The organism is Franzmannia pantelleriensis, from assembly GCF_900102875.1.
In the GTDB taxonomy this organism is placed as follows: domain Bacteria; phylum Pseudomonadota; class Gammaproteobacteria; order Pseudomonadales; family Halomonadaceae; genus Franzmannia; species Franzmannia pantelleriensis.
The window spans coordinates 313522-325657 of sequence record NZ_FNGH01000003.1 but is presented as its reverse complement, the minus strand read 5'-3'; the positions used below and the strand labels follow the sequence as shown (position 1 = coordinate 325657).

13 protein-coding genes are annotated in these 12136 nt (G+C 63.7%); 7 read left to right on the top strand and 6 right to left on the bottom strand.

The window, feature by feature from the left end; all coding sequences use genetic code 11:
- Positions 1 to 22: 22 nt before the first annotated feature.
- The 3 genes from BLT16_RS05775 to BLT16_RS05765 are packed head-to-tail and all read right to left on the bottom strand — an operon-like array spanning position 23 to position 3267.
- Positions 23 to 1141 (bottom strand): ISAs1 family transposase, encoded by a 1119-nt coding sequence (locus tag BLT16_RS05775; protein ID WP_089657596.1) that lies wholly within the window; start codon positions 1139 to 1141, stop codon positions 23 to 25.
- Between the two features lie 24 nt (positions 1142 to 1165).
- Entirely contained in the window at positions 1166 to 2719 is a 1554-nt protein-coding gene (locus BLT16_RS05770) for a hybrid sensor histidine kinase/response regulator (protein WP_089657570.1), read from the bottom strand.
- A 26-nt stretch (positions 2720 to 2745) separates the two neighbouring features.
- Positions 2746 to 3267, bottom strand: a complete 522-nt coding sequence (locus tag BLT16_RS05765; RefSeq protein ID WP_089657569.1) for a putative pterin-binding protein — start codon at positions 3265 to 3267, stop codon at positions 2746 to 2748.
- Between the two features lie 248 nt (positions 3268 to 3515).
- Here BLT16_RS05765 and BLT16_RS21170 point away from each other — a divergent pair, with 248 nt between their 5' ends.
- From BLT16_RS21170 to BLT16_RS05750, 3 genes are read left to right on the top strand one after another with little or no spacing between them, the layout of a single operon-like run.
- On the top strand, positions 3516 to 5012 hold the full coding sequence (locus BLT16_RS21170; RefSeq protein ID WP_340148245.1) for a DUF1538 domain-containing protein: 1497 nt from the start codon (positions 3516 to 3518) through the stop codon (positions 5010 to 5012).
- Positions 5009 to 5359 (top strand): transcriptional regulator, encoded by a 351-nt coding sequence (locus BLT16_RS05755; protein WP_089657568.1) that lies wholly within the window; start codon positions 5009 to 5011, stop codon positions 5357 to 5359. Before BLT16_RS21170 ends, BLT16_RS05755 begins: the two co-directional genes overlap by 4 nt.
- A 40-nt stretch (positions 5360 to 5399) precedes the next feature.
- The gene (locus tag BLT16_RS05750) at positions 5400 to 5792 is read left to right on the top strand and encodes a CBS domain-containing protein (RefSeq protein WP_245701482.1); all 393 of its coding nucleotides are present in this window, start codon (positions 5400 to 5402) and stop codon (positions 5790 to 5792) included.
- A gap of 7 nt (positions 5793 to 5799) precedes the next feature.
- Here BLT16_RS05750 and BLT16_RS05745 read toward each other — a convergent pair whose 3' ends face one another.
- From BLT16_RS05745 to BLT16_RS05735, 3 genes are all read right to left on the bottom strand, one after another.
- Entirely contained in the window at positions 5800 to 6315 is a 516-nt protein-coding gene (locus BLT16_RS05745; protein ID WP_089657566.1) for a lysozyme inhibitor LprI family protein, read from the bottom strand.
- Positions 6312 to 7115, bottom strand: a complete 804-nt coding sequence (locus BLT16_RS05740) for an MOSC domain-containing protein (protein WP_089657565.1) — start codon at positions 7113 to 7115, stop codon at positions 6312 to 6314. Before BLT16_RS05740 ends, BLT16_RS05745 begins: the two co-directional genes overlap by 4 nt.
- Before the next feature lie 101 nt (positions 7116 to 7216).
- The gene (locus BLT16_RS05735; RefSeq protein ID WP_089657564.1) at positions 7217 to 8026 is read right to left on the bottom strand and encodes a DUF2189 domain-containing protein; all 810 of its coding nucleotides are present in this window, start codon (positions 8024 to 8026) and stop codon (positions 7217 to 7219) included.
- 332 nt (positions 8027 to 8358) lie between these two features.
- On the opposite strand from BLT16_RS05735, the gene BLT16_RS05730 reads away from it, so the two are divergent.
- The 4 genes from BLT16_RS05730 to soxZ all read left to right on the top strand — a co-directional run bounded on the left by BLT16_RS05730 (position 8359) and on the right by soxZ (position 12028).
- Entirely contained in the window at positions 8359 to 8691 is a 333-nt protein-coding gene (locus tag BLT16_RS05730; protein WP_089657563.1) for a c-type cytochrome, read from the top strand.
- 7 nt (positions 8692 to 8698) lie between these two features.
- A complete protein-coding gene (locus BLT16_RS05725; RefSeq protein WP_176817170.1) occupies positions 8699 to 10024 on the top strand; it encodes an NAD(P)/FAD-dependent oxidoreductase in 1326 nt (441 codons plus the stop codon).
- A 70-nt stretch (positions 10025 to 10094) separates the two neighbouring features.
- The gene (locus BLT16_RS05720) at positions 10095 to 11153 is read left to right on the top strand and encodes a YeeE/YedE family protein (protein WP_089657562.1); all 1059 of its coding nucleotides are present in this window, start codon (positions 10095 to 10097) and stop codon (positions 11151 to 11153) included.
- A gap of 35 nt (positions 11154 to 11188) precedes the next feature.
- Entirely contained in the window at positions 11189 to 12028 is an 840-nt protein-coding gene (soxZ, locus tag BLT16_RS05715; RefSeq protein WP_089657561.1) for a thiosulfate oxidation carrier complex protein SoxZ, read from the top strand.
- The last annotated feature ends 108 nt before the right edge of the window (positions 12029 to 12136 follow it).

Below are 12136 nucleotides of genomic sequence, written 5' to 3'. Positions count from 1 at the left end.
CAGGGAAAACGCATGAAAAATCCTACACCGCGAGAACGTCGGCCAGATAGGTCTCATCCAGGGCGGCTTTCTTCTGCTTCCGCCGGATTCCGCCTTTGAAACGCGTCTCCCCTTTGAGGTAATTCAAGGCGATATGACGCACCCTGGCGAGATTTTCAGCGGCCTGACCGCGATGGATTTTGCAAGCATCCTCGCGGAGCGCCACATCCAAGGACCAGTGGAGCTTATTCTCGACAAACCAATGCTGGCGAGCCGCTTCGGCGAGCTTCTTGGCGCTCAGTTCGGCAGAGCTGATGTAGTAACGGATCATTGGCGCCTCTGGTGCGTCATCACCTTGCTGGCGGAAACTCATCACCACGCTCACCGTTTTCAGGCCTGGCCATTCATAGCTAAGCTCCTGAAACTCTTCAGTAACTTCGCTGACAATATGGTACCTCGTCTCTTTTCGGCCACGGTTCTTCTCATCTGTGACATAGGCGTCACCCTCGAAGCTGACTACCTTGGCCATAGGAAACGCGGCCTCGAAGGCGTCTGCCAGGGCCGGCTGATTGTCCTTCACGGACAGTAGGTAATCGGCGCCCTTCTGCAGGACCTGTGTGGCGATCTTCTTCTGGCATCCCATGGCATCGATCGTCACCAGGCAGCCTTGCAGATTGAGAAGCTTGAGCAGCTCGGGAATCGCCGTGATCTCGTTGGACTTTTCGGCCGTCTTGACCTGGCCCAGCACCACACCATTCGCCGCACTGAAGGCACTGACCATGTGGATCGCCCCTTTGCCCTTCCCTCGGCAGTACGACCCACGCAGCGTCTTGCCATCGATGGCCACCACCGCGCCCTCCGTCACATCGTGGCAGGCCTTCATCCACTCGGCGAATGCGCTTTGCAGCTGCTCGGCATTCACCAGGGCCATGACCCTAGCCAAGGTGTCATGGCTCGGCACGCCAGCTTCAAAATCGCCGTACTGGCGCAGAAAGTCGAGCTTTGCGTGGCCAAAATCCTCGATTTCGTCCCAACCCTCGGCACCACAGATCACCGCACAGACCGTCAGAAACAGGATATCCGACAGCTGATGCTGCACTTTCCAGGCCTGGCGGAAGTCGGGAACGATCGATAAATGGTGCATAAGCGATGGTGTCAGCATGAGGTCATCTATGAGCAAAAGCCGTTAGATGACCACATTAGCTCCTACTGGTAAAGCGCTACGAGGCCCGTCGTAGAGCGGTTTTTCATGCGTTTTCCCTGCCACCGCCACCTGCTGGTTGATCGGATTGTCCTCGACCAGCAGCAACGATGCCTCGAAATTCACCGACATCCCCTCTGTCGGGCTCGTCCCTGTGCCAATATCGGCGTCGGCCTCCTGCGCCGCCTGCAGCGGTAGGCGTAGCCAGAAATGGCTGCCCTGCCCAGGCTGGCTGGTAAAGTCGATCTCGCCGCCCATCGCGATGGCCAGCTGCTTGCAAATCGCCAGCCCCAACCCGCTGCCACCGAAACGCCGTGCGGTCGAGGCGTCGCCCTGACGAAAGGGCTCGAACAGTACCTCGCGCTGGTGCTCATCGATGCCGCAGCCCTGATCACTGACACTGATCTCGAGCTGCTCGCCCTCGCCGCGCCGTGCAGCCACCACGATCTCTCCGCTGGTCGAGAACTTGATCGCGTTGGAGAGCAGGTTGAGGATGATCTGATTGATCCGGCCAGGGTCGCCGTAGAGTCGCGCCGGTAGCCGCGGATCGCACTCACTGCGCAGTGCCAGAGACTTGGCGCTGGCGCGGGGGGCGAACAGCGCCACCGCTCGCGCCATCAAGGCGCGCAGGTCGTAGTCGGTGTGCTCCAGCTCCAGGCGTCCGGCCTCGATCTTGGAGAAATCGAGAATGTCGTTGATCAATCCCAGCAGTTGCCCGCCGCTCTCGTGAATGGTGGCGGCGTAATCCCTCGAGGTGGCATCCAATGGCCGCTCGCGCAGCAGCTCACTCATGCCGATCACCCCATTGAGGGGTGTACGAATCTCGTGGCTGACCGTCGCCAGGAATTCGCTCTTGGCCTGGCTGGCCGCCTCGGCGCGACGCGCGGCGATCTCGAGTTCCCCACTTAGTGCCTCGGTGGCACGCCGAGCCGCGGCGCTCTCGCGCGCCTCGCGAAACAGGAACACCACCACCAGTGCTGCTGCAGCGCTCATCGCCACGATCAGCGCCAGCAGCAGGCGGTATAGGCGCTGCAGCTGTTCGCGCTCGCGAGTGGTGGTGTCGGCCAGGTGAGCATTGATTGCCACGATCAGCTCTTCGCTGTAACGGCTAAGCGTGTCGAGACGCGCCTCCAGTGCCTCGCGCCCTCCCTCCTGCAGCGAAAAGTCGTCGCTGTAGAGCCGGGCATCGATGGCATCGACCTGCTCGACGATAGAGGCCATCAACGATGTGGCTCTTGGAATGGTGTCGAGCAGCTCGGCGAGCTCACCGCGGCGCAGCAGATTGACACGGCTATACATCAACTCGAAGCGCAGCCGCAGGTCGCTGGACATGTCCTGCTGGGTAGCCCTAGCCAGCTGCGAGCGCAATTGGATGGCTTCACGATCCAGCTTGTAGGCCGACCAGGCGGTATCGCCACCCACACTCTGTGCCAGGCTTTCCTGGCGCCACAGCACCAACCCGGCTACCGTGATGGCGGCAACGAAGAACAGCAGCGCGGCAATAGCGCCGAGCTTGAGGCGACCGGGATAGCGCAGCATTAGATGCCTCTCATGCCGCCGAGCAGTCAGTCGACATGGATATTGACCACCTGCCACACCGAGCGGAAGCGGATCGTCTCGTTGATCAGCTCGGGATGGTCATCGAACGGATAGAGGACGAAGATCGGGCCATAGTCGCGAATCGGCATCCGCTCACCGTCGCGTGTGAGCGCCAGAATCACATCGTAATCGTGAAAGTTGTCGATCGGGATATCGGCAGCGAAGTCGTTCAACGCCCGCACGCGCACCAACTCGCTTTCCGCCCCCACCGCATCGAGCAGTGCGCGCGCCAGCGGTCCCTCGAAGGTACTCGGTCCGTCGGTCCAGGGGGTATGGGTCTCAATCACCTTCGTCGGAAGCGACATCAGCATCGCGGCATCGAAGTGCGCTTCATCACCGACGTTGGTGTGGGCAATATTACCCGACACGGTGAGGATGACCTCACCCTCAGGGTCGGGCAGCGCCCATACGGCCAGCGGCAGCAGCATTAACAGCATGGCGACCACTAGGCGGCTGGTCGTGGTTGGTTGGCGATGACAAACGCGCATGGCGGCCCCTTGGAGACAGGCGGTTGTAATAAGCGTACAAGCGATGGGCGTGGCCCAGCGTCGACGCCATTAAGGCTTTTCCCTGCGCTGCTCACCGAGGCGATGGCCCGGCCACATGGCCCGAGCGGCTCCGTTCGCACCGGTTATTGATCCGTCGCACTATTTTGCCATATTCCCTGGTGTAGAATCTCGCCGTTGCCACATCTTGCCGGCACACTGGACCACACCCGGACCACAGGAGAGGTCTCTTGCCTGAGCAGTTGAAGGATTTTGCCCACACCTTCTTGCACGCCGTGAACAACCTGTTGCCGATCATCGCCGTGGTGGTGGTGTTCCAGGCGCTGGTGCTGCGCCAATGGCCGGAAGGCGGGGGCAGCATGGCCATGGGCCTGCTGATCGTGGCCCTCGGCGTGGCGTTGTTCCTGCGCGGCCTGGAGCTGGGGATCTTTCCGGTTGGCAAGAGCCTCGCCAACCAGTTCGCGAGACGCGGCTCGCTGCCGATCCTGATCAGCTTCGGCTTCGCCATCGGCTTCTCGGCGGTGATCGCCGAGCCGGCACTGATTGCCGTCGCCGATCAGGCCGCCGAGATCAGCGACGGACGCATCGATGCCTTGACCCTGCGCCTGATCGTGGCCGCTTCGGTGGGTCTAGTGATGGCAATGGGCGTACTCAGGGTGATCCTCGGCCACCCACTGCATTGGTATATGATCATCGGCTACCTGACGGTGGTGGCGGTGACCTTCTTCGCCCCGGAGGAGATCGTCGGGCTGGCCTATGATTCCGGCGGCGTGACCACCAACATCGTCACCGTGCCATTGATCGCCGCGCTGGGCATCGGCCTGGCGACCTCGATACGTGGTCGCAACCCGCTGATCGATGGCTTCGGGTTGGTTGGCCTGGCCGTCATGGTGCCGATGATCAGCGTGCAGCTGTATGGCATTATCGTCTACGGTCAGGCGAGCCCCGCGGGGGATGCCGAACTGGTGATGAACGGTGACGATGCCATCGACGCCGCCAATCCGCTGTTGCAGATGGCGCTTGATCTGTTCAGCATGCTGCGCGACGTGCTGCCGATTCTACTGGTGATCCTGTTCTTTCAGTACGCGGTACTCAAGCGCGCCCTCTCCAACCGGCTGCGCATCGCAGCCGGTTTCGCGCTGGTGATCATCGGCCTGTATGCCTTCGTGGTCGGCCTCAAGCTCGGTCTGTTTCCGATCGGCCGCAGCATGGCCGAACAGTTGATTCAGTTCGACAGCTGGCTATGGGTATACCTGTTCGCCTTTGCCATCGGTTTTGCCACCACGATGGCCGAGCCGGCGCTGATTGCCGTGGGCCAGCAGGCCGAGGAGGCCGCGGCCGGCAAGATCGACGGGCGTGCGATTCGTCTGCTGGTGGCGCTGGGCGTGGCAATTGGTATCACCATCGGCATCCATCGCATCATCACCGGCGACTCGATCCACCACTACATCATCGCCGGCTATAGCCTGGTGATCGTGCTGACCGCGCTGTCGCCGCGCTACATCGTGGCGCTGGCCTTCGATCTTGGCGGGGTCACCACCTCGGAGGTCACGGTACCGCTGGTCACGGCACTGGGTATTGGCCTTGCCACCCATATCGAGGGCCGCGACGTACTGATCGACGGCTTCGGCCTGATCGCCTTCGCCTCGATATTTCCCATCGTCACGGTGATGAGCTATGCCATCATCATGGAACGCCTGGTCAAATGGAGGAGTGCTCGATCATGAAATTTTCCGCGCTGGTGGCCATCGTGCCCGAAGAGCTGGAGCAGGAGTGCCTCGACGAGGCCAACCGCAGTGGCGGCGGCGGGGTCACCTTGCTATCGGGACGCGGGCTGGGCGGCGAGCCGAAGAAGACCTTCTTCGGCCTGACCTTCGAGGGCAGCCAGACGGTACTGCTGATGGTGCTTGAGAAAGGCCTGTCGCTGAGCGTGCTCAAGGCTTTGCAGAAAGTCATCAACCACGACGGTGAGAGCTCCCGGGGAGTGGTGTTCACGATCCCCATCGAGCACCTCGGCGGTCTCGACGTCTCACAGCTGGAACGCTTCGAGCAGCATCTGCGCGAATCGCTCTAGCCACTCATTCATTCGCCACTGCGTGGCGCTAACGAAAGGCATGCCTATGCTGGTCAAGGACATCATGGTGCGCGATGTGGTCAAGGTCTCGGCCTTTGCCACCCTGCGCGAGGCATTGGCGCTGATGAAGCGCCATTCACTCAAGTCACTGGTGGTCGAGCAGCAGACGCCCCACGACGCCTGGGGACTGATCACCTACACCAATATTCTCAAGACCATCGTCGCCGAGAGCGGCGACATCGACCTGGTCAACGTCTATGACGTCTGTGTCAAGCCGGTGATTTCGGTGGGCGAGACCCTCGACGTCAAGCATGTCGCGGCACTGATGACCGACAACCGCGTCAAGCGAGTGCTGGTGCTACGTGACAACGAGCTGGTCGGGCTGCTGACCATGGACGATATCATCGGCACCGTGCTGGATATGCTCGACTGATGCCTCGCTAACGGGGCAGCGACGAGCGGCCAGGCAACTCCTCCAAGCCGTCTAGATAGCGCTGCAGCTGATAGGCGCGGTCTTCGAGCACGGCGTTTCGGCGTAGCTGCTCGGCGAGCGGCCAGGGCGTATCGCCGATCATCTCTCGCGTCTCATCGTCGGCATACCCCTCCTCGGCGTGCTGCAGGTCAGCATAGTAGGCCGCGATAAAGGCAAAGTCGGCGTCGCGGGCAAGTGCCCACTGCTGCTGGGCGAGTGCCAGTGCGTCACGCGCCTCGCCGCCCAGCCGCCCCGACAAACGCGACGCCAGACGCTCCACCTCCGCCTGCCAGTCATCGTAGGCGTCCGCTGCGCAGTCCAGCATCGCCGGCGTGTGCCACTCGCCCTCTTCCATGCAGCTGTCGGCCTTGAGATCGATGGGGTGGCTACCCCGAGTCGGCGGCGCCTCCCCTTGGGCCAGCCCCGTCATCGGCGCTGCGAGCAGCAGTATGCCGATGCTGTGACGTATCGCTGTATGCATCATGACACTACCTCCACCGCAGCGCCCACCTCCAGGGTACCGCCGCGGGCCACGATAAGATTTTGGCCGAAGTAGATCAGGCCATCCGCACCGCGCCGGTAGCTGGCCAGGGTTCGCAGCGGTTCGCGCTCGGGCAGGAACTCACCGCTTGCCGGGTCCACCGTGACCATTGCGCAGCGCGAGCAGGGTTTGTCGACCAGCAGTTCGACCTCGCCGATGCGCAGCAGGTGCCAACCATCTTCGGCATAGGGCAGGCTACCGGTCACCACCAGGTTGGGACGAAACTGGGCCATGCGCTGCGGGGTTTCAAACCGGGTGTTGAGATCGTCCAGTGAAGCCTGCCCGATCAGCAGCAGCGGGTAGCCGTCGGCGAAGCTGACCCGTTTGCCCAGTGGCTGGCGGTAGCGCGGCGAGCGCTCCCCGAGCCATAGCAGGCGTACCGGCTCGCCCAACGCCTCGCTCAACCAGGCATCCGCGTCGGCGGTGGTCGTCAGGCCCGTAAAGTGGTCGCCCCATACCTGGGTAGCCAACGGCTCACCAATGATATTGGCGTGATGCAGGGTCAAGTCGTTCAGCGCCGGGTGATGCAGCACGATACCATCGTCGAACAGGGTAGTAGAGACGCGCTGCAGCTGCGGGTGGCTGCGCGCGGTGATGAAGACCCCGTCGGGGCGCACTACCATGTAGCGGCGATCCCCGACCAGCCCCTCTTCGCCGGCCCAGGCAGCGCTAAGCGCTTCGCCGGCGGTGGACTTTATCGGGTAGCGAAACAGACCCGCGAGACGCGGTGGCGATTCGGCCATGCAGCAATCCTTGTATCGAGGGTATCCATCCGGCGCCGCAACGACGCTGGGGGCGATGTCGCCCCCAGCATAGTCGTATCGGCAGTCGGCTTGCCACAGCCTCAGGTCTTGGTCAGCGTCTCGATGCGCACCAGGTCTTCATAGGCGTGCCAGCTGGCGTGACCGAGCACCGGCAGAATCAGCGCCAGGCCAATGTAGAAGGTCATCACCCCGATCAGCACGCAGCCGGTCAACATCGCTGCCCACAGCAGCATGGGGCGGAAGTTGCGCGCCACCGAACGCACGCTGGCCTCGATACCCTCCATGAAGGTCAGGTCCTGGTCCATCAGCGTGGGTATCGCCACCACGCTGATGGAAAAGGCACCAAAGGCCAGGATGCCCCCTGCCACCGTACCTACCGCCAGCATGCCAAAGCCTTCCGGGGTAGTGATCAGCGCCGTATACAGGGTGTCGGGGCTGGGCGTCTCGAAGCCGAAGAACAGCGCGAACAGCAGCGTTGCCAGGCGTATCCAGGCGAGGAAGAAGATCATCATCATCACGCCCATCATCGCCAGCTGTCCGGCATGCGGGCGCCAGGCGCCAAAGGCGTCACCCAGCGTCGGCGACCGTCCCTCCTCGAGGCGCTTGCTGATGCCGTAAGAGCCCACCGCGACCAGCGGCCCCAGGAACATGAAGCCGGCGACCAGCGGCAGCAGCCAATGCCAATAGCCCAGCGTGAAGGCACCAGCAGTCACTGCGATACTCAAGCCCACCCAGAACATCCCGTAGGCCAGGCTGACCGCCGTGGCCTCGCGAAAGTCCTTGAAACCGGCCACCAGCCAGGCACGTGGCCGGTCCATTCCCACCGGATTGATGGTGATCTTGACCGTGGCATCCGACTGCTTGTGTTTGTTTGTCTCAGCAGCATTCATGGCGTTACCCCTTAACCCGCAAGCAGTAATTCGGCACACCGGGATCGGGCTTGTAGCAGCCGCGGTCGCGGGTGGCCAACACAAGGCTAGATGCCTTTCCCTCCCACTCTCTCACTGTAGTTCAGCGTTCGCCAATGTGCAGCTAGCACGCTTTCAACGCGCCGCATGCTGACCAGCCAATGGCTATAACAATGAAATTTCATATAATCATTGCCAATGGCGCTTGGCCCCATGCCGACACTAGGCACTATGCTGTTAAGCGTGACTGCTCCCGTTCGCCTTGAGGGGGCCGAGGAGATAACGATAAACGACGTCTTGTGAGGGATCTGACGATGAACCTACGCCTACCACGTGCGGCGACGGCGGCACTCGGTGCCTGTCTGCTGCTGGGTGCCGCCCAGCAGGTGCTGGCCGACGACGCCTACGACCTTCAGCGTGAAGTGATGGCCGGGGGCTGTGCCAACTGCCACGGTACCGACGGCGCACGCACCGGCAACGTACCGCCGCTGGCCGGCCGTGATGCCGACTATCTCGAGGAACGCCTACTGGCCTTCAAGCGCGATGAGGTGGCCGATACCACCATCATGAACCGCATCGCCAAGGGCTTCAGCGACGATGAGCTGACCAGCCTGGCCGAACACTTCGCCAACGTGGAACAGGAGTGAGGCACCCATGAGCTTTGACAACACACCATTCCAACCCCGTCTGGGTGTCTCCCGCCGCCAGGTGCTCAAGGGCATGGGCGCCGCCTCCAGCCTGCCGCTGATCGGCGGTTTCGCGCCAGCCTTTGCCAGCAACAGCGACGGCCGCGTGGTGGTGATCGGCGGCGGCTTCGGTGGCGCCACCGCAGCCAAATACCTCAAACGCGCCAACCCCAACTTGGCGGTGACCCTGGTCGAGCCGGCGCGGACCTTCTACACCTGCCCGTTCAGTAACCTCTATCTCGGCGGCCTGCGCGAGATGAGCAAGATCGCCCACGGCTATGACGAGCTGCGCGACCGCTACGGCGTCGAGGTGGTCCACACCCTGGCCCAGGACCTCGACCCCGACAGCCATACCGTGAGTCTGGCCAACGGCGACACCCTGCACTACGACAAGCTGGTACTGTCGCCGGGCATCGACATCCGTTGGAACGCCCTGGAGGGATACGACGAAGCCGCTGCCGAGCTGGTCCCCCACGCCTGGAAGGCCGGCCCGCAGACCGAACTCCTCAGGCGTCAGCTCGAAGGCATGGAAGATGGTGGCACCTTCGTGCTGGTGGCGCCGGAAAATCCCTTCCGCTGCCCGCCGGGACCCTATGAGCGGGCCAGCATGGTGGCGCACTACCTGTCGCAGCATAAGCCCAGCTCCAAGGTGCTGATCCTCGACGCCAAGGACAACTTCTCCAAGCAGGGGCTGTTCACCAGCGGCTGGGAGCAGCTCTACGGCGACAGCATCGAGTGGGTCGGTCTCTCCGGCGACGGCCGTGTGACCCGCGTCGATGCCGAAAACCGCGAAGTCGAGACCGAGTTCGGCACCGTGCACCGCGCCGACGTGCTCAATGTGGTACCGCCGCAGAAGGCTGGCTGGATCGCCGAGCGCGCCGGCGTCACCGACGACAGCGGTTGGGTGCCGGTCAAGCCGGAGACCTTCGAGTCGCAGCAGGTCGCCGACATCTACGTGGTCGGCGATGCCACCGTGGCCGCGCCAATGCCCAAGTCGGGTTTCTGCGCCAACGCCCAGGCCAAGGTGGCGGCCGCCGCCATCGTCGCATCACTTCGTGGCGACAGCGCCCCTGACCCCTACTGGAGCAACACCTGCTACAGCCTGATCGGCCCGGAGTACGGCATCTCGGTGGCCGGGGTCTACCGGATCCAGGACGGCGTCATCGCCGAAGTCGAAGGCTCCGGTGGGCTCAGCCCCAGCGATGCCAGCCCCGAGATCCGGCAGATGGAAGCCGAGTACGCGGTTGGCTGGTACAACGCCATCTGCCAAGACACCTGGGGCACCGACGCCTGAACTGGATCAGGAATCGGGCTAGAATGAGGCCACCTTCGGGTGGCCTTTTCGATCGTCATGGAGACACGCAATGACCCACACCGCCGTGGTGGCCTGGTCGGGCCTGTTGCTGGGCTTACTGTTCGGCGTCGCCGGCAGACTCAGCGGCTTCTGCCTGATGCGCGGCCTGGCCAACGCCTGGGCCGCCGACCCGAGCCAGCGCGACCAGCGCAAGCTGCGCGCCTTCGCCCTGGCCATGGTGGTCGCCCTGCTCGGCAGCCAGGTGCTGGTGAGCCTGACGCCGCTGTCGCTGAACGATGCCCTGTACCGTACTGCCAGTCTGTCGTGGCTGCTGGTGCCGCTGGGCGGCGCGCTGTTCGGCTACGGCATGGTGATGGCCAACGGCTGCGGCGCCCGCTCGCTGGTCCTGCTGGGCAGCGGCAATCTGCGCAGCTTCGTGGTGCTGGTGTGCCTAGGGATCGCCGCCTATATGACGCTGTCCGGCGTGCTCGCCCCGCTCAGGGTCTGGCTGGAAGGCGCGACCACGCTAACGCTGCCGGCCCGCGACCTACCTGGCTGGCTGATGCAGGCGGGCCTCGGTGCCACTCTGGCCCGCTGGCTGCCCAGCCTGCTGCTGGCGGGTGGACTGCTGACCTGGGCGCTCTCCAGCGCGACGTTTCGCGCCTCGCCCCGCGACTGGCTGGGCGGGTTGGTGATTGGCGCCTTGATCCCCAGTGGCTGGTACGCCACCGGCGTGCTCGGTTTCGACGATTTCGAGCCGGTGCGACTGGCCAGCCTGACCTTTATCGCCCCCATCGGAGAAAGCCTGCAGTACCTGATGCTTTCCACCGGCACCCGACTGGGCTTCGGCGTCACGGTAGTGGCCGGGGTGCTGGCCGGCTCGCTGATCACCTCGCTGGCGAGCCGTGGCTTTACCTGGCAGGGCTTTCCCGACCACACCCGCATCCTGCGCAGCATGGGCGGCGGCGCCTTGATGGGCATCGGCGGCGTGCTGGCGCTGGGCTGCTCCATCGGCCAGGGGCTGTCGGGCGTCTCGACCCTGGCGCTGACCAGCTTCGTGGCCGTGGCCGGCATCGCTGGCGGGGCCGGGCTGGGAATCCGCGGCCCGCTGGCGCTGTCCAAGGTATGATAATCCACTGCCGTAGCTGACCCATGGAGATCTCAATGCCCCATCCTCACCGCCACCCGACGCTAACGCGCCGCCGCCTGCTAGGTTCGGGCGTTGGCGGCCTGTTGTGCCTGGGCCTGCTCAGCGCAGCGCCCGGCCTGCTGTTTTCATCCGCCGCGCTGGCCAGCGATGCCTGGCAGCGGCTCGACGCGGCGCAGCAGGTGGTCGGCGATGCCAGTCCTGAAGGAGACGGCTTGACGCTGGACCTGCCCCACGTCTCCGAGGACGGTTCGGCGGTCGCGCTGACGGTGGGCGTCGACGCGTCCCTCGACGACGGTGACTACGTGGAGAGCATCCATCTGTTCGCGGCCGGCAACCCCAATCCCGAGATTGCGGTATTTCACCTCACCCCGTTGGCCGGCAAGCCCGAGGTCTCGACCCGGGTGCGCCTGAACGAGACACAAGAGGTCGTGGCCGTGGCGCGCAGCGCCGAAGGCAAGGTGTGGGCTACCTCCCGCGAGGTACGTATTACCGTCAGCGGCTGCCTGATGCGTGGCGACGACGTCCAGGAGTCGCTCAGCAACCCGAGAGTCAGAGTGCCCGATAGTTTCAGCGCCAGCCAGCCCGGGGAGATCCGCACCCTGATCACCCACCCCATGGAGACCGGCCTGCGCGAGGGCGATGACGGCGAGACTCTGCCACGCCACATCATCGAGCGCTTTACGGTCAGCGTCGATGGCGACATCGCCTTCGAGGCGGAGTTGCACCAGTCGGTATCGGCCAACCCCTACCTGCGTTTCCACCTCGCTCCCGAGGCCAGCGGCGAGGCGGTCTTCGAGTGGCATGACGACACCGGCGAGAGCGCCCGCGAGACCCGCGAGCTCAACGTTTCCTGAGGGACACGCTGGCGGCTGCCAGGCAGAGTTCATCGCGGTTGAAACCGCTCCCACATTGAGCTTGGCGCTACACCCTGTGGGAGCGAATTTATTCGCGATTGCAGCGCG